We start from the raw sequence: 21,281 nt of genomic DNA, 5'->3' as shown, positions 1-21,281 counted from the left end.
TCCTGAAACGAGAGCACTGCTCTCGGAAAGGAGCCCTCATGTCCAGCACCTCGTCCTCCGACGACCGGCACGTCGTCGTCGGCGCCGGCCCCGTCGGCCGCCACGTGGCCGCCGAGCTCGCGGCCCGCGGGTCGCACGTCACCGTCGTCACCCGCAGCGGACGCGACACCGGGCTCGACGGCGTCACGCACCTCGCGCTCGACGCGTCCGACGCCGACGCGCTCAGCCGTGCCGCGGACGGCGCCGCCGTGCTCTACAACTGCGCCAACCCCGGCGACTACACGCAGTGGGAGAAGGTCTGGCCGCCGCTCGCCGCCGCGCTGCTCACCACGGCGGAGCGGACGGGCGCGGTCTACGCGATCACGGGCAACCTCTACCCCTACGGGCCGGTCGACGGACCGATGGCCGAGGACCTGCCGGACGCCGCGACCGACCACAAGGGCGTCCTGCGGGCCCGGCTGTGGGCCGACGCCCTCGCCGCGCACCGCGCCGGCCGCGCGCGGGTCGTCGAGGTGCGCAGCTCCGACTTCGTCGGGCCCGGGGTGGGCACCAACGGCCACGTGTCGCGCGTCGTCCCCGCCGCGCTGCGCGGCCGGGCCGTCACGATGATCGGCCGCACCGACCTGCCCCACTCCTTCACCGACGTGCAGGACGCGGCGCGCACGCTCGTCGCGGCGGCCGCGGACCCGGGCGCCCTCGGCCGCACGTGGCACACCCCGAGCAACCCGCCGCGCACCCAGCGCGAGGCGCTGACCGACGTCCTCGCGAGCGTCGGGCGCCCCCCGGTCCGGGTGCGCTCGCTGCGCGGCCCCGGGCTCGCCGCCGCCGGGCTGTTCTCGCCGCTGCTGCGCGAGCTGCGCGACCTCGCCTACCAGTGGGAGCGCCCCTACGTCCTCGACGACACCGCGTCCCGCGACCGCTTCGGCATCGAGCCCACGCCCTGGGACGAGGTCTGCCGCCGGACCGCCCGCGGCTGACCACAGCGCGAGATCGGCACCTCTCGCCGAGGTCGGCGCTCTGCTGCGAGCTCGGCAGTCGCGACTACCGATGTCGACCGGACCTGCCGATCTCGGCGCGTCAGGTCGGCCCGTCGTCCACAGATCCGCCGACCACCGCACCGCGACCCGGCCAGGAGCGGCACGATCACGCCCCATGTCGAGACGAGAAGCTGCGCTCCCGCTGCACCTCGCGCGCGAGCACCTCCCGGAAGAGGCCCGGCGACGTGTGACCCACGGCGAGTGGGAACGCGTGCGGCGCGGCGCCTACCGCGACGCGCTCCCGCCGGACTCGGCTCCGGCCACGGCCGCGCGAGGACTCGCGGTGGACCGCGCACGTGCCGTCGCCCGGAGCCTCCGTGCCGACCCGGTCGTGAGCCACGCGTCCGCGGCGCTCCTGCACGACCTGCCCCTGTGGGAGCTCCCGGCGACCACCCACGTGGTCCAGTCCTACCGCCGCTCGGGTTCCGCGGCACGGGACATCACGCGGCACGTGGGCGAGGTCGGCGCCCACGACCGCACGACGGTCCTCGGCGTCACCACGACCTCGCTGGTCCGCACCGTCGCCGACTGCCTGAGCACCATGCCCGCCCTCGACGGGCTCGTCGTCGTCGACGCGGCCCTCGCCCGGGGCGTCCGACGGTCGGACGTCACGGCCGTCCTCGACCGCCGGCCACGGGGTCGTGGGTCGCGCCGGTCTCGTCACGTGCTCGCGCTCGCGGACCCGGGCGCCGAGTCGGCCCGCGAGACCTGGCTCCGGTACGTCCTGCTGCGGACCGGGCTGCCCCGGCCGGAGACGCAGGTGGCGCTCCGCACCGAGGTCGGCGCGGTCCGGGTCGACCTCGGCTGGACGCGGTGGCGCCTGCTGCTGGAGTTCGACGGCCTCGTGAAGTACCGCACCGGCCCCGCGGGCCTGGCGCCGCGTGCGGACCCGGGCCGTGTGCTGGTCCGGGAGAAGCTGCGGCAGGAGGCGATCGAGCGCACGGGGCACCGCCTCCTCCGCGTCACCTCCCGGGACCGTCCGGAGGACGTCGTGACGCGGGTGCTGCGGCACGTCCCGCCCGACGTCGTCCGTGGCCTGCGCGCCGATCCGTTCCTCCCGCCGCGGTGAGGTCGGCAACCGGGGACGAGATCGGCGGGTCCGGTCGGCGTCGGCAGTCCCGACTGCCGTTCTCGCACGCGAGCGCCGATCTCGTCCCACCCGGCTGGCGCGTAGCATCGGACGGATGGCCACCTCCCGGCCCGAGCGGGCTCCGACGTACAGCGAGTCGCTGCGCCAGCGCGACGACGACGCGCTGGTCGCCCTGCTCGCGGGGCGTCCCGACCTCGCCACGCCCTCCCCCTCGACGCTGCTCTCGCTCGCCGCGCGCGCGATGAACCGCACGAGCCTCGAGCGCGCGCTCGCCGGGCTCGACGAGCTGACGCTGCACGTGCTCGAGTCGGTGCTCGTGCTCGACTCCGTGGGCACGCCCGCGACGGCGTCCGCGGTCGCGCGCGCGACGGGGGTGGACCGCGCGTCGGTCACCGCGGCGCTCGCGCGCCTCGACGAGCTCGCGCTCGTGTGGTCGCCCGGCACGCGCTCGGCCAGGTTCCGCCCGGCGCCCGGGACGGCCGAGGTGCTCGGCCCGCACCCCGCAGGCCTGGGCCCGGTCTCCGGCGACGCCCCGGCGCCGTCCGCGGTCCTGCCCGACGACGCGCCCCCGGGCGCGCGCGCCATCCTCGACGCGCTCGCGTGGGGGCCGCCCGTGGGCGTCGCGCCCCGCTCCGACGCGTCGGCACGCCGGGCGACGGCCTGGCTGGTCGAGCGCGGCTACCTGCGCGCGACCGACGAGCGGCACGTCGTCCTGCCGCGCGAGGTCGGGCTCGCGCTGCGCGGCGGGCGCACCCACCGCGACGTGCGCACGGCGCCGCCCGTGCCCGACGCGCGCGAGCTCCCCGCGGCGACGGTCGAGGCCGAGTCCGCGAGCGCCGGGCTGGAGGCGGTGCGCCTCGTCGCGCGCCTCGTGACGCACTGGACCGAGCACCCGCCCGGCGTCCTGCGCGCGGGCGGGCTCGGGGTGCGCGACCTGCGCCGCGCGGCCCTCGCCCTCGAGGTCGACGACGCGACGGCGGCCGCGGTCGTCGAGGTCGCGGCGGCGGCGGGCCTCGTGGCCGACGACGGCGACGACCCGCCCACGTTCGCCTCGACCCCGACGGCCGAGGACTGGCTCGACGACGACCTGGGCGACCGCTGGGCCGCGCTCGCGCGCGGGTGGTGGCGGTCGCGCCGCACGCCGTGGCTCGTCGGGAGCCGTGACGAGCGGGGCGCCCTGCGCGCCGCGCTCGACCCCGAGCTGTGGCGGCCCTGGGTCCCGCGGCTGCGTCGCTCGGTCCTCGACGTGCTCGCCCTCGCGCCCGACCGGCCGCTCGGCCCGGTGGACGTCGTCGCGGTCCTGCGCTGGCGCACGCCGCGCGCGGTGCCGCCGGAGCAGGCCGTCGCGGGGCTGCTGCGCGAGGCCGCGCTGCTCGGCGTGACGGGCGCGGGCGCGCTCGCTCCCCCGGGCCGGGCGCTCGTCGCGGGCGACGACCCCGCGCCGTCGTCGGAGCCCGTGGACCTGGGCGCCGCGTTCGAGGCCGTGCTCCCGCCCGAGGTGGACGACCTCCTGCTCCAGGGCGACCTCACCGGCATCGTGCCGGGCCGGCCGTCGCGCACGCTCGAGCGCCTCGTGGAGGTCGCGGCCGACGTCGAGTCCCGCGGCGCCGCGACCACGGTCCGCTTCACGCCGGAGTCGGTGCTGCGCGCGCTCGACCGGGGCGCGACGGCCGACGAGCTGCTCGCCGAGCTCGCGTCGCACTCCCGGACTCCCGTGCCCCAGCCGCTGGAGTACCTGGTGCGCGACACCGCGCGACGTCACGGGCGCGTGCGGGTCGGGACGGCGTCGTCGTACGTGCGCGCCGAGGACCCGGTGCTCCTCGCGGGCATCGCGGAGGACCCGGCGCTGCGCGGCCTCGGCCTGGTGCTGCTCGCGCCGACCGTGCTCGCGTCCGGCGCACCGGCCGGGGAGCTGCAGGACGCGCTGCGGGCTCGCGGCGTGCCGTCGGTCGTGGAGGGCCCGGACGGGCGCGTGCTCGTCGCGGACCGTGCGGGCCGTCGCGACCTGCCCGACGCCGCGGGCCCGGCCCGGCGGGGACGGGCCGGGACGGTCGTCGGGCGGCGCGGGAGCCGCGCCCGGACCGGCGTCGTCCCGGGCTCCGGGGCCCGCGTCGACGAGGCGCGGGACGAGGCCGGGCGTGGCGAGAAGCGGTTCGCCGACCTCGTCGCCCGGCTCCGCGCCGCGGACACGCGCTGGGCGGAGCAGGCCCAGGCCCGCGCGGCCGGCGGAGCACGCGCCGAGGGCGACCGGTCGCGCCGGGGCGGGGGGACGTCGTCGGGCCGGGCGGGACGCGGGGACGACGGCCCCGAGGGAACAAGCGACCCGGTGGCGGCGTTGGGGCTGCTGCGCGAGGCGATCGCGGACGGCGCCATGGTGTGGCTCGAGGTCGTCGGGTCGACGGGCGCGCAGGACCGCCGCCGCGTGCGGCCCCTCACGCTCGACGCCGGACGGCTGCGCGCGCAGGACCCGGCACGCGACGCCGAGCTCACGGTCGCGGTCCACCGCATCGCGTCCGTGACCCCGGACTGACCCCGCCCCGCCCCCGCACTACCCCCGGACCGTCACCCGACCGACCCCGGACCACCACCGGCCCGCCCGGCGACCGCCCGGACCGCACGACCCTCGGCCACCCACGGCAAGGAGAACGCATGACCGACGGACCTCTCATCGTCCAGAGCGACAAGTCGCTCCTGCTCGAGGTCGACCACCCCCGTGCCGACGACGCGCGGCGGGCCATCGCGCCGTTCGCCGAGCTCGAGCGCGCCCCGGAGCACGTCCACACGTACCGGCTCACGCCGCTCGGCCTGTGGAACGCGCGCGCGGCCGGGCACGACGCCGAGCAGGTCGTCAACACGCTCATCGAGTACTCGCGCTACCCGGTGCCGCACGCGCTGCTCATCGACGTCGCGGAGACCATGTCGCGGTACGGGCGGCTCACGCTCGCGCAGCATCCCACGCACGGGCTCGTGCTCGAGGCGACGGACCGCGCCGTCCTCGCCGAGGTGCTCAAGTCCAAGCGCACCGCCGGGCTGGTGGGCGACCGGATCGACGACACGACCGTCGTCGTGCACCCGTCCGAGCGCGGCCACCTCAAGCAGGTCCTCGTGAAGCTCGGCTGGCCTGCCGAGGACCTCGCGGGGTACGTCGACGGCGAGAAGCACGCCATCGCGCTCAGCCCGACGACGCCGCCGCGCGCCGAGGGCGAGGAGCCGAAGCCGTGGGAGATGCGCCCGTACCAGGCGCAGGCGGTGGACGGGTTCTGGCACGGCGGGAGCGGCGTCGTCGTGCTGCCGTGCGGCGCCGGCAAGACGATCGTGGGCGCGGGCGCGATGGCGAAGTCCGGGACGACGACGCTCATCCTCGTGACGAACACCGTGAGCGCGCGCCAGTGGCGCGACGAGCTCGTACGGCGCACGACGCTCACCGAGGACGAGATCGGCGAGTACTCCGGCGCGCGCAAGGAGATCAAGCCCGTCACGATCGCGACCTACCAGGTGCTGACGACCAAGCGGAAGGGCGTGTACACGCACCTCGAGCTGCTCGACGCGCGCGACTGGGGCCTCGTCGTGTACGACGAGGTGCACCTGCTGCCCGCGCCGATCTTCCGCATGACGGCGGACCTGCAGGCGCGCCGCCGCCTCGGGCTCACCGCGACGCTCGTGCGCGAGGACGGCCGGGAGGACGAGGTGTTCTCGCTCATCGGGCCCAAGCGGTACGACGCCCCGTGGAAGGACATCGAGGCGCAGGGGTACATCGCACCCGCGGACTGCGTCGAGGTGCGGCTCACGCTGCCGGAGTCCGACCGCATGACGTACGCCGTCGCCGAGCCCGAGGACAAGTACCGGCTCGCCGCGACCGCCACCGGCAAGAACCGGGTCGTGGAGCAGATCGTCGCGCAGCACCCGGACGACCAGGTGCTCGTGATCGGCCAGTACCTCGACCAGCTCGAGGAGCTGTCGCAGCACCTCGACGCGCCGCTCATCACGGGCGCGACGACGGTCCGCGAGCGCCAGCGCCTGTTCGACGCCTTCCGCACGGGCGAGATCTCGCGGCTCGTCGTGTCGAAGGTCGCGAACTTCTCCATCGACCTGCCCGAGGCGTCCGTCGCGATCCAGGTCTCCGGGTCGTTCGGGTCGCGCCAGGAGGAGGCCCAGCGCCTCGGCCGCGTCATGCGCCCCAAGGCCGACGGCCGCACCGCGCACTTCTACGCCGTCGTCGCGCGCGACACGGTGGACCAGGACTTCGCGGCGCACCGCCAGCGGTTCCTGGCGGAGCAGGGGTACGCCTATCGCATCGTCGACGCGGAGGACCTGGGCGTCGTGCAGTGACGGGTGGGGGTCCCGCGACGTAGGAGCGCGACACCCGCCCGGCACGGACGACGCCCGGGGCCGACCAAGAACACGAAGGACCTGGGCGTCGTGCAGTGACACAGGGTCCCGCGGCACCGATTGCGGGTCCTGGGCGGCTGGGAAAGGATCGGGCCGTGAGCACGGCCGATCGTCCCTGGCACCCCCGCGCGGCCGGGGGCCGCGGCGCCCGCGCGTTCCTCGCCCTCGTCGTCTCGACGCTCGTCGGGCTGCTGACGTGCGTCGCCCTCGTCGCCCCGGCGGGCCTCGCGCACGCCGTCCCGCCGATGGACGTGACGGACGAGATCACCGACCCGTCCGGCGTCCTCGGGGACCGCACGGACGACGTGCGCGCGGCGCTCGACCGCCTGGCCCAGGACACGGACCTGCAGCTCTTCGTCGTGTACGTGGACGACCTCGACGGCATGGACGGCGTCGACTGGGCGAACGCGACGGCGAACCAGTCGGGGCTGGGGGTCGACGACCTGCTGCTGGCCGTCGGGACGCAGGACCGGCGGTACGGGCTGTCGTACGACAACAACGTCCCGCTGTCGGACGCCGAGCTGGACCGGATCACGTCCGCCGTGGAGGACGAGCTGCGCGCCGACGACTGGGCGGGTGCGGCCATCGCGGCGGCCGAGGTGGCGCGGGGTGCGAGCCAGGGCTCGGGCGGCGTGTCGTGGTTCTGGGTCCTGCTCGTCGGCGGCGTGCTCGTGATCGTGGTCGTGGTGGTCGCCCGCGCGGCGGGACGACGCCGCCGGGCCGCGACCGCCGTCGGGCCGGCGGGCGACCCGCTCGCGGCGCTGCCCACGGCCGAGCTGGACCGCCGCGCGAGCGCGGCCCTCGTGGCGATCGACGACGCCGTGAAGACGTCCGAGCAGGAGCTCGGCTTCGCGCAGGCGCAGTTCGGGATCGAGGCGACGCAGCAGTTCTCCGCCGCCCTCGCCGAGGGCAAGCAGCGGGTCGCGGAGGCGTTCGCGCTGCGCCAGCGGCTCGACGACGACCAGCCCGAGGCGGAGCCCCAGGCGCGGCAGATGATGGCGCGCATCGTCGCCCTGTGCGACGAGGTCGCGGACTCGCTCGACGCCCAGTCCCGCACGTTCGACGAGCTGCGCGACCTGCAGGCCCGCGCGCCGCAGGTGCTCGACGAGACCGACCAGCGCGCGACCGAGGTGCTCGCCCGCGTCGAGCCCGCGCGCGCGACGCTCGAGGCGCTCGGGCGCACGTACCCGTCGACGGCGCTGGCGTCCGTCGCGCAGAACCCCGAGCAGGCGCAGGCGCTCCTCGCGGGCGCGCGCGAGTCGGTGGCGCGCGGCCGGGAGGCGCTCGCCTCCAAGGACCGGGCGACGGCCGTCGCGCTCGCCCGGGCCGCGCAGAACGCCGTCGGGCAGGCGGTGACGCTGCTCGACGCCGTCGACCGCGCGGGGACCGACCTCGCCGAGTCCGGTCCGCGCCTGGACCGGGGCGTCGCGTCGATCACGTCCGACATCGCGGACGCGGGGCGGCTCGCCCCCGGGGACCCCGCGGTCGCGCCGGCGCTCGCGGAGGCGCAGGCCGCCGTGGCGGTCGCCGGGGCCGCGCGCGACGGCGGCGACCCGCTCGCCGCGCTCCGTCGCCTCACGGACGCGGAGGCGGCGCTCGACGCCGTCCTCGCCCCGTTCCGCGAGCGTGCCGAGCAGGCGGCGCGCGCGAACGCGCTGCTGCGCGAGACCCTCGCGCGCGTCGACTCGCAGGTCCGCGCGACGAACGACTTCATCGAGACGCGGCGCGGCGCCGTCGGCCCGGAGGCGCGGACCCGGCTCGCGGAGGCGATCCGGCTGCTCGGCGAGGCGCGCGCGCTCCAGCCGACCGACCCGGTCGCCGCGCTCCAGCGCGCGCAGCAGGCCGACGCGCAGGCGCAGTCCGCGGCCCAGCGCGCGCAGCAGGACGCGTCGAGCTGGCAGTCGTCCCAGGGTGGCGGGTTCGGCGGGGGTGGCGGCAGCAACGTCGGGGGCATGGTCCTCGGCGGGATCCTCCTCGACTCCATCCTCCGCGGCGGGGGCGGCGGCGGACGCTCCGGCGGGTTCGGCGGCGGCAGCTTCGGCGGCGGCTACGGGGGTGGCGGGTTCGGCGGCGGACGCTCCGGCGGACGGTCGGGCGGACGGTCGTCGGGCGGACGCTCCGGCCGCGGCGGACGCTTCTGAGCACGGGCGGCACCTGACGCCCCGCACCACGGGACGACGGCACGACGGACACGACCAGCACCAGACGGCTCACCAGAGAGGGACGACCATGGCGGAGAAGCAGAGCATCTTCGGACGGATCGCGCAGCTCGCCCGCGCGAACATCAACGCGCTCCTGGACAGCGCCGAGGACCCGCAGAAGATGCTGGACCAGCTCGTGCGCGACTACACGAACAACATCGCCGAGGCGGAGCAGGCCGTCGCGCAGACCATCGGCAACCTGCGGCTCGCCGAGCAGGACTACAACGAGGACGTCGCCGCCGTCCAGGAGTGGGGCCAGAAGGCCGCGGCCGCGTCGGCGCAGGCCGACCGGTACCGCCAGCAGGGCGACGCCGCGAACGCCGACAAGTTCGACAACCTCGCGAAGATCGCGCTCGGCAAGCAGATCGCCGCCGAGAGCGAGGTCCGCCAGGCCGAGCCGCTCATCGCGTCGCAGCGCGAGTCGGTCGAGAAGCTCAAGTCCGGCCTCGCGATGATGAAGGACAAGCTCGGTCAGCTGAAGTCGAAGCGCGACTCGCTCGTGGCGCGGCAGAAGAGCGCGCAGGCGCAGCAGACCGTGCAGGGCGCGCTCAGCTCGATCAACGTGCTCGACCCGACGAGCGAGCTCTCCCGCTACGAGGAGATCGTCCGCCGCGAGGAGGCGCAGGCGCTCGGCCAGGCGGAGGTCGCCGCGTCGAGCATCGACGCCCAGTTCGCCGAGCTCGAGACGTCGGGCGAGGCCGTCGAGATCGAGGCCCGCCTCGCCGCGCTCAAGCAGGGCTCCGCCCCCGCCGCGCAGGTGTCGCCCACCCAGGTCACGCCCGCGATCGGTTCCGGGACGACCACCCAGGACGCCCCCTCGACCGACTGGTGACCTCGGTCCGGGTCAGGCGGGGACGCGTCGTCGGCTGACCCGGACCGCGGTGACGAACGACTCCGCGAGCCGGCGCCCGCCGTCGAGCAGCGCGGGGGCGTGCTCGTCGAACCCGGCGAGGGCCGCAGCGGCGTCGACGTCGTCGTAGCGGCCGCACCAGGCGGCGAAGCCGGCGCGCGACGCCTCGGGGTGGAACTGGACGCCGAGCGCGGACCCGAGGCGGAACGCCTGGTAGGGGTACATGTTCGACGACGCGAGCCAGACGGCGCCTTCCGGGAGCTCGACGATCGCGTCGCCGTGCATGCTCGTCACGCAGCGCACCGGGTCGTCGCCGGTCGCGAGCGGTGCCAGCACCGGGTCGGTGTCCGCCTCCGCACGCCAGAAGACCCGGGTCGCGCCGACCTCGCGGCCGGGCGGGGCGGCGACCGCCACCTGTCCCCCGCCCGCGACGGCGAGGAGCTGCGCGCCGAGGCAGATGCCGAGCGTCGGGACGCCCTGCGTCGCGGCGGCGACGAGGGTCTCGCGCAGGGCGGGCAGCCACGGGGCGCGCGCGTCGTCGTACGCGGACACGTGGCCCCCGAGGACGACGAGGCCGTCGCCGAGCTCGTCGAGCCGGTCCGCGACGGGGACGGGCTCGCCCTCGTGCGCGCGGACGACGCGGAGCTCCGCGTCGAGGAGGTCGGCGTAGGCGTCGAGCGTGACGTCCGGGGAGTTCTCGACGACCGTGAGCCGGACGGTCCCGGTCGCGGTCGTGGCGTCGGTGTCGTGCGTGGTCACGAACCCTGACGGTACCCACTCGGGGGTGGGAGGACGCAAACACCCACGTCGTGGACAGTGCGGCGGGCGCACCGGGACGGAGCGCGGCGGGTCGCGCGCGGATAGGCTGACCGGCATGTCCGACCTCCAGACCTCCGACGGCCGAGCGCTGACGACGCCGCGCCGCACCTACCTCGTCGTCGACGGCGAGAACATCGACGCGACGCTCGGCATGAACGTCCTCGGCCACCGCCCCGCCCCGGAGGAGCGGCCGCGCTGGGACCGCATCGTCGACTTCGCGCGCCAGGCCTGGGGCCAGGACGTCACGCCCCTGTTCTTCCTCAACGCGTCGTCGGGCCAGATGCCGATGTCGTTCGTGCAGGCGCTGCTCGCGATGGGCTACCGCCCGATCCCGCTGTCGGGGTCGAGCAACGAGAAGGTCGTCGACATCGGTATCCAGCGCATGCTGGACGCGATCGCCGGCCAGCCGGGCGACGTCCTCCTCGCGAGCCACGACGGCGACTTCCTGCCCCAGGTCGAGACGCTGCTCGACGACAAGGACCGCCGCGTGGGCGTCCTCGCGTTCCGCGAGTTCGTCAACGTGCGCCTCACCGAGCTCACGGGCCGCGGTCTCGAGATCTTCGACCTCGAGGACCACGCGGGCGCGTTCACGGCCGTGCTGCCGCGCGTGCGGATCATCCCGCTCGACGAGTTCGACCCGATGCGCTACCTCTGACCGCCCGTACCGCGGGCTCCGTCGCTCACGCGTGGAGCTCGCGGTACAGCGGCGTCGGGAACGACGCCGTCACGCCGTCGCCGCAGAGGAGCCCGGCGATCCGCTCGGCCTCGGCCGCGAGGGCCCGTTCGCCGTCGGCGCCGACGTCGTCGAGGAGCCGCCACGCGGGCTCGCCGCCCGGCCGCACGACCCAGGCCCCGACGATCCGCCCTTCCCACCAGACGGTCGCGCCCGCGTTGCCGATCGTGTCGAAGACGGCGGCCTTGTGCGCCCCGAGGTACCAGTCGCGCGCGGTCCAGCCCATCGTCGTCGGGTCGAGCGACGGCAGGAGCGCGACGTGGCCCTCGATCGGCACCTCGTCCGGGCCGGGCAGGTCCGTGCCCCGCAGCATGACGCCGGGGCGGGCGTCCTCGCCGCCCGCCGCACCGACCTCGACCTCCACCTCGACGACGTCGAGACCCGCGAGCGCCGCGAGCGTGTCACGGCGGTTCCAGCCCGTCCACCACACGAGGTCCTCGACCGTCGCGGGCCCGAACACGTCGAGCCAGGCCCGCGCCAGCGCGGTGCGCGCCGCGGCCTCGTCGAGCACGGGGATGCCGCCGGGGAACCAGTCCTCGACGGGTGACCAGACGTGCCGGTTGGACGACCACGTGCCCCGCGGCTCGCCGCGCACCACCACGCCCTCGGCGGAGAGCAGCGAGAGCAGCGGGGACGTCATGGTGCGGCGCACGTCCCACGTCTTGGTGGTCGTGGGCAGGAACGCCGTGCGCAGCAGCGGCGCGGCCCGCGACAGGCTCGCGCCGTCGAGCGGGCCGTGCTCGGCGAGCGCCGCGTGCACCTGGGCCTCGACCGCGGCGAGGAAGGTCGCGGCGTCGTCGACGGGCGGGTCCGTGGGCAGGGTCGCGAGCTCCTTGAGCAGGCGGGTGCGCAGCCGTCGCGCGACGGCGAGGGCCGCCGCCGCGTGCACGACGGGCACCGTCTCGCGGCGCACGACGAACATCGTGCGTCGCATGGCGAGCACCTTGACGAGCGAGCGCCGCCGGAAGACGGCGTCCCGGACGTCGTCGAGCACGAGGCCGGGGACCCGCGCGAGCACCGACAGGTAGACGCTCGGGGCGTCGGTCGCGTGCAGCGCGAGCAGCCGGTCGACGACGTCCTCCGGGCTCCGGGCCGCCGGCCTGCCGGGCAGGTCCGTGGCGAGCGCGAGCTGCTGCGCGACGAGCCGCCGCCGCCTCTGGTCCACCGTGATCCGCACGGCGGCCATCCTGCCCCGGGCCACCCACGCCCGCCCGCCCGCGTGCCGCGCCCGGCGCCGGCGTCGCGCCGGTGCCGCCGGGATCGAGCACGTTCCCAGGCGTCTCCCAGACCGCGGGAGCACACTGGACGTATGAGCACCACCCCCGAGGCACGCCTCGTCGTCGTCGACGACGAGCCGAACATCCGCGAGCTGCTGGCCACGTCCCTGCGCTTCGCCGGGTTCGAGGTGCACGCCGCCGCGGACGGGCAGAGCGCCCTGCGGCTCGTGCGCGACGTCGAGCCCGACCTCGTCGTGCTCGACGTGATGCTCCCCGACATGGACGGGTTCACCGTGACCCGCCGCCTGCGCGAGAAGGGCCAGCACACGCCCGTCGTCTTCCTCACCGCGAAGGACGACACGCGCGACAAGGTCACGGGGCTCACCGTGGGCGGCGACGACTACGTGACGAAGCCCTTCAGCCTGGAGGAGGTCGTGGCGCGCATCCGGGCCGTGCTGCGCCGCACGCACGCCGAGCCGGTCGACGACGCGGTCCTGCGCTTCGCCGACCTCGAGATGGACGAGGACTCGCACGAGGTCCGCCGCGCCGGCGTCGACATCGACCTGTCCCCCACCGAGTTCAAGCTGCTGCGCTACCTCATGCTCAACGCGGGCCGCGTGCTGTCCAAGGCGCAGATCCTCGACCACGTGTGGCAGTACGACTGGGGCGGCGACGCGAACATCGTCGAGTCGTACATCTCCTACCTGCGCCGCAAGATCGACAACCTCACCGTGCCCGGCCCGGACGGCGAGCCCGTGGCCCTCCCGCCGCTCATCCACACCAAGCGCGGCGTCGGCTACCTGCTGCGCCAGCCGCCCGCGGCGTCATGACGGCCGGCCCCGACCGCACGGCGGCCGGGTCCCCGCCGGTCCCGCCCCCTCCCCCGCCCCCCGGGGCGGTCTCGCAGCCCGGCCGCGCTCCGTCGAGCGAGCCCGCGGCGTCCGCACCCGTCCCCGACGGCCCGACGGCGGAGCGCCCCTTCGGCCGGCCCGTCCCCACCGAGGGGTGGGGCTGGTTCGCGCGCGTGCCGCTGCGGGCGCGCCTCGTCGCGATCACCGTGCTCCTGCTCGCGGCCGGGCTCGGGCTGGCCTCGGTCGTGACGACGACCGTCGTGTCGAGCTACCTGGTCGGGCAGGTCGACCAGGACCTCCAGGGGTCGGCGACGACCGTCGCCCGGTCCTCCTTGCTCAGCAACCCGACCACCGCGAGCCAGATCCCGAGCGAGTACTTCGTCCTGCTCCGCGAGCTGTCCGGCAACGAGAGCGGCTACAGCTGGCGGGCCACGACGTCGCGGTACGGGGAGCCCGACATCCCCGCGCTGTCCGACCAGGAGATCGAGCGCCTCGCGGGAGAGCCCTTCACGGTGCGATCCGTCGGGGGCTCCGACCCCGCCCAGTGGCGCGTGGTCGGGCGGTTCCTCTTCGTGGACGGCCAGCAGGCCGGGACCGTCTTCGTCGCCCTGCCGCTCACGGGCATCCACGAGACGGTCAAGGTGCTCGGTCGCGCGCTCGCGCTGTCCGCGCTGGGCATCGCGCTCGTCGGCGGCGCGGTCGCCTACCTCGCGGTCCACCGTGCGCTGCGCCCGCTGCGCGAGATCGAGGAGACCGCGGCCGACATCGCGGCGGGCGACCTGTCGCGACGCGTGCGCCCCGCGCCGTCGACGACGGAGGTCGGCTCGCTCGCGGCGTCGCTCAACGCGATGCTCACCCAGATCGAGGAGGCGTTCGCCGTCCAGGAGGCGTCCGAGGAACGGATGCGGCGCTTCGTCTCGGACGCGAGCCACGAGCTGCGCACGCCGCTCGCGACGATCCGCGGCTACGGCGAGCTGTACCGCATGGGCGCGCTCGACACCCCGGACAAGGTCGACGACACGATGGGCCGCATCGAGGACTCGGCGACCCGCATGGGCACGCTCGTCAACGACCTGCTCGCCCTCGCGCGGCTCGACGAGGGCCGGCCGCTGCGCCACGAGCCGGTCGACCTCGTCTCCCTCGCGCGGGACTCCGCACAGGACCTGCACGCGCTCGACCCCGCGCGCGACGTGCGGGTCGTCGGGCTCGCGCCGGGCGCGGACGCGCCGGCATCGCTGCGCGTCGTGGGCGACGAGGACCGGCTGCGGCAGGTGCTCGCCAACCTCGTCGGGAACGTCGCGCGCCACACGCCGTCGGGCACGCCGGTGGAGATCGCGCTGGGCGCGGCGCCCGCCCCCCGGCCCGACGACGCGCCGTCGGGCGACGGCGCGGGCGGGAGCGGCGCCCCGGCCGGCGACGCCGCGCGCGACGTCGCGGTGCTCGAGGTCCGCGACCACGGCCCGGGCGTCCCGACGACCCAACGAGGCCGCCTGTTCGAGCGGTTCTACCGGGCGGACACGTCGCGCAACCGCTCGTCCGGCGGGTCCGGGCTCGGTCTCGCGATCGTCGCCGCGATCGTCGGGGCGCACCGCGGCCGCGTGTCGGTCCGTGAGACGCCGGGCGGCGGGCTCACCGTCCGCGTGGACCTCCCGCTCGGCTCCTGACGGCCTGCACCCCGCCCGACCTGCGGGTTCGCGGGCGACCGTCCGCGACGTCGCGCGGGAGCCCGCCGGGGCGTCCCGACGCGCCGCCGACTGGGGCTACGATGGCGGGTCGTCCCGCGAGACCTAGGCTGAAGACGAGGCCGCGCGGCGACGCGGGGGCCTCCGCGCCGGGCAGCACGCCCGGCGACGACGACCTCCGTCCTGCTCGTCTCCGTCGAAGAAGGCTGAAGTTCATGGGCGTCAACAGCGCCGACGCACCGCAGTGGTTCCTCTCCTCGTTCGTCCGCAGCGCCCGGGGCGCCGGGGCGACCGCCCCGGACGACGAGATCCGCGCCGTCGGGCAGGGGCTGCTCGACCGCTGGGACCAGCCGGGACGCCACTTCCACAACCTGCGCCACCTGGCCGACGTCCTGGGCCGGGTCGACGAGCTCTCGCAGGAGACGCACGACCCCGACCTCGTGCGCCTCGCGGCCTGGTACCACGGCGCCATCTTCGACGCGAAGGGCGGCGCGACCTACGCCAACAAGGGCGGCGAGGACGAGACCGCGAGCGCCGCGCTCGCCGTCGCCGAGCTCACGCGGCTCGGCGTCCCCGAGCCCGCGGTGCGGCGCGTCGCGCACCTCGTCAACGCGCTCGTCCGCCACGCCCCGGACGCCTCCGACTTCGACTGCGCGGTCCTGTGCGACGCCGACCTCGCGATGCTCGCGGCCGAGCCGCAGCGCTACAAGGAGTACCTCAAGGACGTGCGCGACGAGTACGCGCACATCCCCAAGCCCGACTACGTGCGCGCCCGCATCGCGATCCTCACGAAGCTGCTCGACCGGCGCACGCTCTTCTCGAGCCCGCTCGGCGCGGCCTGGGAGGAGGCCGCGCGGCAGAACCTCGACGCGGAGCTCCAGCGCCTGCGCAAGGAGCAGGCCAAGCTCGCCGAAGCGTCGACGGCGTCCCCAGCCTCCGGCGCCTGAACCGTCGTCCACAGGCCTGACCTCCGCCCCTCAGGACCCGGGGAGGTCCGCCTACCGTCGTCGCCACGCCCCGGTGCTCACCGGGGCGACGGACGGCCCCCAGGGCCGAGGGACGACGGAGGTTCGGATGAGCCGGTACGAGGTGGACAGCGCGCGCGTCGCGCAGGCGAGCGCCGCAGTGCACGGGTCGGTCACGGCGATCCGTGCGGAGGTCGGCGCCATGATGCGGCACCTCACGGACCTGCAGGCGTCGTGGCGCGGTGGGGCGGCGACGTCGTTCACGGGCGTCATGGCGCAGTGGCAGACGACGCAGACCCAGGTCGAGGTCGCGCTCGACGACATCACGGCCGCGCTCGGCGCCGCCGCGCAGACCTACGCCGACGCCGAGTCGCAGGCCGCGCGCCTGTTCACGGCGCGGTAGACCCCGCCCGGGACCTCCCGGCGGGCACGACGAAGGCCGCCGGCCGGGCGAACCCGGCCGACGGCCCTCGGTGTCCTACGACTCCCCGTGAGGGGAGGCAGGTCGGCTCAGAAGTCCATGCCGCCCATGCCACCGGTCGGGTCGCCCGCGGGGGCAGCCTTCTCCGGCTTGTCGGCCACGACGGCCTCGGTCGTGAGGAACAGCGCCGCGATGGAGGCGGCGTTCTGCAGCGCGGAGCGCGTGACCTTGACCGGGTCGTTCACGCCGGCGGCGAGGAGGTCCTCGTACACACCGGTCGCGGCGTTGAGGCCCTGGCCCGACGGGAGGTTGCGCACCTTCTCCGCCACGACGCCACCCTCGAGGCCCGCGTTGACCGCGATCTGCTTGAGCGGGGCGTCGATCGCGGCGCGCACGATCTGCGCACCGGTCGCCTCGTCACCCTCGAGCTCGAGCTTCTCGAACGCCACGGCACCGGCCTGGATGAGCGCGACGCCACCACCGGCGACGATGCCCTCCTCGACGGCAGCCTTCGCGTTGCGGACGGCGTCCTCGATGCGGTGCTTGCGCTCCTTGAGCTCGACCTCCGTCGCGGCACCCGCCTTGATGACGGCCACGCCGCCGGCGAGCTTCGCGAGGCGCTCCTGGAGCTTCTCGCGGTCGTAGTCGGAGTCCGACTTCTCGATCTCGCCACGGATCTGGTTGACGCGACCCTGGATCAGGTCGGCGTCGCCCGCGCCCTCGACGATCGTGGTCTCGTCCTTCGTGACGACGACCTTGCGCGCCTGGCCGAGCAGGTCCAGCGTCGCGTTCTCGAGCTTGAGGCCCACCGTCTCGGTGATGACCTGGCCGCCGGTGAGGATCGCGATGTCCTGGAGCATGGCCTTGCGGCGGTCGCCGAAGCCCGGGGCCTTGACGGCGACGGACTTGAACGTGCCACGGATCTTGTTGAGCACCAGGGTCGCGAGCGCCTCGCCCTCGACGTCCTCGGCGATGATGAGGAGCGAGCGGCCGGCCTTCATGACCTGGTCGAGGACCGGGAGCAGGTCCTTCACGTTCGAGATCTTGGACTCGACGATGAGGACGTACGGGTCCTCGAGCACGGCCTCCTGGCGCTCGGGGTCCGTCTCGAAGTAGCGCGCGAGGAAGCCCTTGTCGAAGCGCATGCCCTCGGTGAGCTCGAGCTCGAGGCCGAAGGTGTTCGACTCCTCGACCGTGATGACGCCCTCCTTGCCCACCTTGTCGAGGGCCTCGGCGATGAGCTCGCCGATCGCGGGGTCGCCGGCGGAGATGGCGGCCGTGGCGGCGATCTCCTCCTTGGTCTCGATGTCCTTCGCGGCGTTGAGCAGCTGCTCCGTCACCGCGTCGACGGCCTTCTCGATGCCGCGCTTGACGGCGATCGGGTTGGCGCCGGCCGCGACGACGCGCAGGCCCTCGCGCACGAGCGCCTGGGCGAGCACGGTCGCGGTGGTCGTGCCGTCACCCGCGACGTCGTCGGTCTTCTTGGCGACCTCCTTGACGAGCTCCGCACCGATCTTCTCGTACGGGTCCTCGAGCTCGATCTCCTTGGCGATGGAGACGCCGTCGTTCGTGATGGTCGGCGCGCCCCACTTCTTGTCGAGCACGACGTTGCGGCCCTTGGGGCCGAGGGTGACCTTGACGGTGTCGGCGAGCGTGTTGAGCCCGCGCTCCATGCTCCGACGAGCCTCCTCGTCGAAGGCGATGATCTTGGCCATGGGGAATGATCCTCCGCTGGTGGCGTATGGCGGTCGGCCGGCGCCCGCGACGGACGGCCCACGACGGCGGCGTTCATGTCACGCCGCCAGGGCGGGCCTCACCTGTCGACCTGGTGGGTTGCGCCGCAGCCGCCTGAGCGGCTGCCTGCGCTGGTCACTTCTGTCACTCTCGTGACGAGAGTGCTAACGCCATTATTGGCACTCGCACGGTGCGAGTGCAAGACAGCGGTCCGCCACGCCGCCGCGTATCGCGAGGGGCGAAACCGAGCGTCGCGAGACTCGCTCTAGGATGCGCGGTGTGATCCGCGCAACACCGTCGTGGCGCCCCCTCGCAGCCCTGGCCGGCTTCGTGCTGGTCCCTGCCCTCGGCCTGACCGCCGCGACCGCGGTCGCGGCGCCCTCGGGCGAGCACATCGACCTCTACCAGGACGGCGTCGCGGTGACGACCGGGCCCGACGGCGGCCCCGCGGTGCTGCGCCTCGCGCCCGGCGTCGGCGCGACGTACCTCGAGGGCAGCCGCGTGCTCGACCCGGCGTCGCTCGACCCCGGCGCGCTCGCCGCAGGCGTCGACCCCGCGGACGGCGAGGCGGACCGGCTCGCGCAGGTCGCCGGGGCGCGCCTCGACGCGACGGCGCTCCTCGACCCCGCGCTCGCCCACCAGACCGCCACCGCGTCGCGGGCCTGGCTCGCGTCCGGCGTCGTACCGGGTGCGGGCGGGCCGTTCGCCGCGCTCGGCGAGGCGGCCCTGCTCGACCTGCGCGCGCTCACGCTCGACGACGGCGCTGCCCTCGCCGCGCCGTCGCCCAAGTGGCGCTACGTGTGGCCGCGCGACGCATCGTTCACCGCGGCGGCGTTCGCGCGCACCGGTCACGTCGACGACGCGCGCGCCGTCCTCGGCTTCCTCGCCCGGGTCCAGGAGGACGACGGCTCGTTCCACGCGCGCTACCTCCCCGACGGGTCGGGCGTCCCGGACGACCGGGGCATCCAGTCCGACGGCGTCGGCTGGGCCCTGTGGGCCGCGGACGTCGTGCTGGAGGAGACGCCCGCCGCGGACCGCGCCGAGGTGGCCGCCGAGCTGCGCCCGCTGGTCGACGCCGCGACGGACCACGCGCTCGAGCTCGTCGACGGCGAGGACCCGCTGCCGCCGCCGTCGAGCGACTACTGGGAGGTCGAGCCCACGTCTCTCACGCTCGGGACCGCCGGTCCCCTGCTCGCGGGCCTGGAGGCCGCGGCGGACGTGTACGCGGCCGCGGGCGAGGCGCCGCGCGCGCACGAGGCGACCCTCGCTGCCGCCCGCCTGCGCATGGCGGTCGAGCGCTCGTTCGGGTCCCAGGGCTACCCGCGCCACGTCACCGGCGGCGCGCGCGACGCCTCGACGGCGTTCGTGCTGCCGCCCTTCCAGCCGGAGCCCCTCGCCGGCGCGGACGAGGCCTGGCGCACGTCCGTGCGCGAGATGCTGCGCCCGGCCGGCGGGCTCGCGCCGGGCGCGGGCTGGCGCGCCGACGGCATCTCGTGGACGCCCCAGACCACGCTGTACGCGCTGGCCGCGGCGTCGTCGTCCGACCCCGAGGACCGCGCCGACGCCGAGGAGTGGCTCCGCTGGGTCGACGACCACCGCACCGCGTCCGGGGCCATCCCCGAGAAGGTCCTCGCCGACGGCTCCCCCGCCGCCGTCGCGCCGCTGTCGTGGAGCTCCGCGCTCGTCGTGCTCGCGCTCGTGGAGCTCGGCGCCCAGGGCACGCCGGGCGGCGCGGGCTGACGCTCCTCCTGGGCTCTCCCGGTCCGCCGCGGCCGGCGCGCCGGGGCTACCGGGTGGTCGCGCCGCTCGTCGCGACGGGCCCCAGGTCGGGCGCGTCACGCACGTCGAACTCGCGCCGCAGCACCCGTTGCGCGGCGTACCAGCCCCCGAGGCCGTGCACGCCCGGCCCGGGTGGCGTGGACGCCGAGCACAGGTAGACGCCCTCCAGCCCGACGGCGTAGGGGTCGAACCGGGGCGTGGGCCGCGCGACCATCTGCCACATGCTCACGGCGCCGCCCGCGATGTCGCCGCCCACGTAGCTCTCGTCGTGCGCCGCCATCTCCGCCGCGGGCACGCAGCGCGACGCCACGACGACGTCCCGGAAGCCCGGCGCGAACCGCTCGACCTGCGCGACGACGTCCTCCGTCACGTCACGCGTAGACCCGGCGGGCACGTGCGCGTAGGTCCACAGCGGGCGCAGCCCGCTCGCCCCTCGCCCGGGGTCGACGACCGTCGGGTCGCTCACCAGCACCACGGGCCGGGCAGCGTGGCGAGCGGCCGCGACGTCGGCCTCGCTGCGCGCCATCTCGGCGCGCGTCCCGCCGAGGTGCACGGTCCCCGCGCGCCCCACCTCCGGGTCGGCCCAGGGCACGGGCCCGGAGAGCACGAGGTCGACCTTCGCGGCGGCGTCGCCGTGCCGGAACCGGCGCAGCGCATCCTCCGCACGCCGCGGGAGCCGGTCCGCGAACACGTCCGCGACGACGCGCGGCGTCGTGTCGAACACGTAGGCGCGGGCCCGCGGCAGGTCGGCGAGCGAACCGACCCGGTGGCCCGTGACGACGTCGCCCCCGTGGGCACGCAGGTCGTCCTCGAGCGCGGCGACGATCGCGCCGGAGCCGCCGCGCGGCAGCGGCCAGCCGCCCGGCGCGTGGCCGAGCGACGCCAGCAGCACCGCCGTCCCGGCCGCGGCGAGCGACGGGAGGCGCGAGATGGCGTGCGCCGCGACGCCCGTGAGGAGCGCGCCGGCCTCGTCGGTGCGGAAGCGCCGCGTCCACGCGGGGCTCCCCTGCTCCAGCACCGCCGCGCCGAACCGGGCCGTCACACCGGCGCCGCTCGGCGTGAGCACGCGCCCCGGCACCGAGCGCTTGTCACCGAGAGCGACCGCGACGACGTCGCGCCACCCCTCGGCGAGCGGGCCGAGCAAGGCGCGCCAGGCGGCGCCGTCGACCCCGAGCCGCTCGACCGTGCGCTCGAGGTCGTGATAGGCCACGCCCGCACGACCCCCGTCGAGGGGGTGGGCGTACGAGACCTCCGGCGCGAGCAGCTCCACGCCGCGCGCGCCGAGGTCGAACGCCTCGAAGAACGGCGAGGCCCACGCCATCGGGTGCACCGCCGAGCAGACGTCGTGCACGACGCCGTCGGCCAGCCCGAGGGCGAGCGTGCGGGCCCCGCCGCCCGACGTCGGCTGCGCCTCCAGCACGCGCACGGAGAGACCGGCGCGTGCGAGGGTCACGGCGGCGGCCAGGCCGTTGGGGCCCGAACCGACGACGACGGCGTCGAGATCCTCCGTCAC

At 75.8% G+C, this 21,281-nt stretch carries 16 protein-coding genes; 12 read left to right on the top strand and 4 right to left on the bottom strand.

Translation table 11 applies throughout. From position 1 onward, the window contains the following. Nucleotides 1-38 precede the first annotated feature (38 nt). The 6 genes from BXA05_RS16610 (at nucleotide 39) to BXA05_RS16585 (ending at nucleotide 9,549) form a co-directional block, all read left to right on the top strand. Nucleotides 39-977, top strand: a complete 939-nt coding sequence (locus tag BXA05_RS16610) for an NAD-dependent epimerase/dehydratase family protein (RefSeq protein WP_076406192.1) — start codon at nucleotides 39-41, stop codon at nucleotides 975-977. 343 nt (nucleotides 978-1,320) lie between these two features. Beyond that, a complete protein-coding gene (locus BXA05_RS16605; RefSeq protein WP_143311185.1) occupies nucleotides 1,321-2,106 on the top strand; it encodes a hypothetical protein in 786 nt (261 codons plus the stop codon). Between the two features lie 115 nt (nucleotides 2,107-2,221). Further along, nucleotides 2,222-4,657, top strand: coding sequence for a helicase-associated domain-containing protein (locus BXA05_RS16600; protein WP_076406188.1), 2,436 nt, complete (start codon nucleotides 2,222-2,224; stop codon nucleotides 4,655-4,657). A 119-nt stretch (nucleotides 4,658-4,776) separates the two neighbouring features. Continuing rightward, nucleotides 4,777-6,456, top strand: a complete 1,680-nt coding sequence (locus tag BXA05_RS16595) for a DNA repair helicase XPB (RefSeq protein ID WP_076406186.1) — start codon at nucleotides 4,777-4,779, stop codon at nucleotides 6,454-6,456. 155 nt (nucleotides 6,457-6,611) lie between these two features. After that, a complete protein-coding gene (locus BXA05_RS16590) occupies nucleotides 6,612-8,657 on the top strand; it encodes a TPM domain-containing protein (protein ID WP_083711976.1) in 2,046 nt (681 codons plus the stop codon). Between the two features lie 88 nt (nucleotides 8,658-8,745). Next, nucleotides 8,746-9,549, top strand: coding sequence for a PspA/IM30 family protein (locus tag BXA05_RS16585; RefSeq protein ID WP_051028097.1), 804 nt, complete (start codon nucleotides 8,746-8,748; stop codon nucleotides 9,547-9,549). 12 nt (nucleotides 9,550-9,561) lie between these two features. On the opposite strand, the gene BXA05_RS16580 is transcribed toward BXA05_RS16585, so the two are convergent. Continuing rightward, the gene (locus BXA05_RS16580) at nucleotides 9,562-10,326 is read right to left on the bottom strand and encodes a type 1 glutamine amidotransferase (protein ID WP_076406184.1); all 765 of its coding nucleotides are present in this window, start codon (nucleotides 10,324-10,326) and stop codon (nucleotides 9,562-9,564) included. A 115-nt stretch (nucleotides 10,327-10,441) separates the two neighbouring features. On the opposite strand from BXA05_RS16580, the gene BXA05_RS16575 reads away from it, so the two are divergent. Then, the gene (locus BXA05_RS16575; RefSeq protein WP_061268040.1) at nucleotides 10,442-11,041 is read left to right on the top strand and encodes an NYN domain-containing protein; all 600 of its coding nucleotides are present in this window, start codon (nucleotides 10,442-10,444) and stop codon (nucleotides 11,039-11,041) included. A gap of 25 nt (nucleotides 11,042-11,066) precedes the next feature. On the opposite strand, the gene BXA05_RS16570 is transcribed toward BXA05_RS16575, so the two are convergent. Continuing rightward, a complete protein-coding gene (locus BXA05_RS16570; protein ID WP_076406182.1) occupies nucleotides 11,067-12,296 on the bottom strand; it encodes a winged helix DNA-binding domain-containing protein in 1,230 nt (409 codons plus the stop codon). A 132-nt stretch (nucleotides 12,297-12,428) separates the two neighbouring features. Here BXA05_RS16570 and BXA05_RS16565 point away from each other — a divergent pair, with 132 nt between their 5' ends. The 4 genes from BXA05_RS16565 (at nucleotide 12,429) to BXA05_RS16550 (ending at nucleotide 16,237) form a co-directional block, all read left to right on the top strand. After that, nucleotides 12,429-13,166 carry a response regulator transcription factor gene (locus BXA05_RS16565; RefSeq protein ID WP_043654159.1) on the top strand — a complete coding sequence of 246 codons (738 nt, stop codon included), beginning with the start codon at nucleotides 12,429-12,431 and terminating at the stop codon, nucleotides 13,164-13,166. Next, entirely contained in the window at nucleotides 13,163-14,851 is a 1,689-nt protein-coding gene (locus BXA05_RS16560; RefSeq protein WP_083711975.1) for a sensor histidine kinase, read from the top strand. The genes BXA05_RS16565 and BXA05_RS16560 overlap by 4 nt, the downstream gene beginning before the upstream one ends. A 233-nt stretch (nucleotides 14,852-15,084) precedes the next feature. After that, nucleotides 15,085-15,816, top strand: coding sequence for an HD domain-containing protein (locus BXA05_RS16555; RefSeq protein ID WP_061268038.1), 732 nt, complete (start codon nucleotides 15,085-15,087; stop codon nucleotides 15,814-15,816). 127 nt (nucleotides 15,817-15,943) lie between these two features. Further along, nucleotides 15,944-16,237, top strand: a complete 294-nt coding sequence (locus tag BXA05_RS16550; protein WP_076406180.1) for a WXG100 family type VII secretion target — start codon at nucleotides 15,944-15,946, stop codon at nucleotides 16,235-16,237. Nucleotides 16,238-16,344: 107 nt separating this feature from the next. On the opposite strand, the gene groL is transcribed toward BXA05_RS16550, so the two are convergent. After that, nucleotides 16,345-17,970, bottom strand: a complete 1,626-nt coding sequence (groL, locus tag BXA05_RS16545) for a chaperonin GroEL (protein WP_031315159.1) — start codon at nucleotides 17,968-17,970, stop codon at nucleotides 16,345-16,347. 289 nt (nucleotides 17,971-18,259) lie between these two features. Here groL and BXA05_RS16540 point away from each other — a divergent pair, with 289 nt between their 5' ends. Continuing rightward, the gene (locus BXA05_RS16540; protein ID WP_076406178.1) at nucleotides 18,260-19,729 is read left to right on the top strand and encodes a glycoside hydrolase family 15 protein; all 1,470 of its coding nucleotides are present in this window, start codon (nucleotides 18,260-18,262) and stop codon (nucleotides 19,727-19,729) included. A 46-nt stretch (nucleotides 19,730-19,775) separates the two neighbouring features. On the opposite strand, the gene BXA05_RS16535 is transcribed toward BXA05_RS16540, so the two are convergent. Beyond that, a complete protein-coding gene (locus tag BXA05_RS16535; protein ID WP_076406176.1) occupies nucleotides 19,776-21,281 on the bottom strand; it encodes a phytoene desaturase family protein in 1,506 nt (501 codons plus the stop codon).

It is taken from the genome of Cellulosimicrobium funkei, from assembly GCF_900155925.1.
Taxonomy (GTDB): domain Bacteria; phylum Actinomycetota; class Actinomycetes; order Actinomycetales; family Cellulomonadaceae; genus Cellulosimicrobium; species Cellulosimicrobium funkei.
Note: the sequence above shows the minus strand (reverse complement) of the source record. Positions and strands in the feature narration are given on the sequence as shown.

Coding starts and splice junctions, on each gene's coding strand:
- groL (WP_031315159.1), bottom strand. CDS start 17,970: ATGGCCAAGATCATCGCCTTCGACGAGGAGGCTCGTCGGAGCATGGAG.
- BXA05_RS16595 (WP_076406186.1), top strand. CDS start 4,777: ATGACCGACGGACCTCTCATCGTCCAGAGCGACAAGTCGCTCCTGCTC.
- BXA05_RS16565 (WP_043654159.1), top strand. CDS start 12,429: ATGAGCACCACCCCCGAGGCACGCCTCGTCGTCGTCGACGACGAGCCG.
- BXA05_RS16550 (WP_076406180.1), top strand. CDS start 15,944: ATGAGCCGGTACGAGGTGGACAGCGCGCGCGTCGCGCAGGCGAGCGCC.
- BXA05_RS16540 (WP_076406178.1), top strand. CDS start 18,260: ATGCGCGGTGTGATCCGCGCAACACCGTCGTGGCGCCCCCTCGCAGCC.
- BXA05_RS16600 (WP_076406188.1), top strand. CDS start 2,222: ATGGCCACCTCCCGGCCCGAGCGGGCTCCGACGTACAGCGAGTCGCTG.
- BXA05_RS16610 (WP_076406192.1), top strand. CDS start 39: ATGTCCAGCACCTCGTCCTCCGACGACCGGCACGTCGTCGTCGGCGCC.
- BXA05_RS16585 (WP_051028097.1), top strand. CDS start 8,746: ATGGCGGAGAAGCAGAGCATCTTCGGACGGATCGCGCAGCTCGCCCGC.
- BXA05_RS16555 (WP_061268038.1), top strand. CDS start 15,085: ATGGGCGTCAACAGCGCCGACGCACCGCAGTGGTTCCTCTCCTCGTTC.
- BXA05_RS16560 (WP_083711975.1), top strand. CDS start 13,163: ATGACGGCCGGCCCCGACCGCACGGCGGCCGGGTCCCCGCCGGTCCCG.
- BXA05_RS16575 (WP_061268040.1), top strand. CDS start 10,442: ATGTCCGACCTCCAGACCTCCGACGGCCGAGCGCTGACGACGCCGCGC.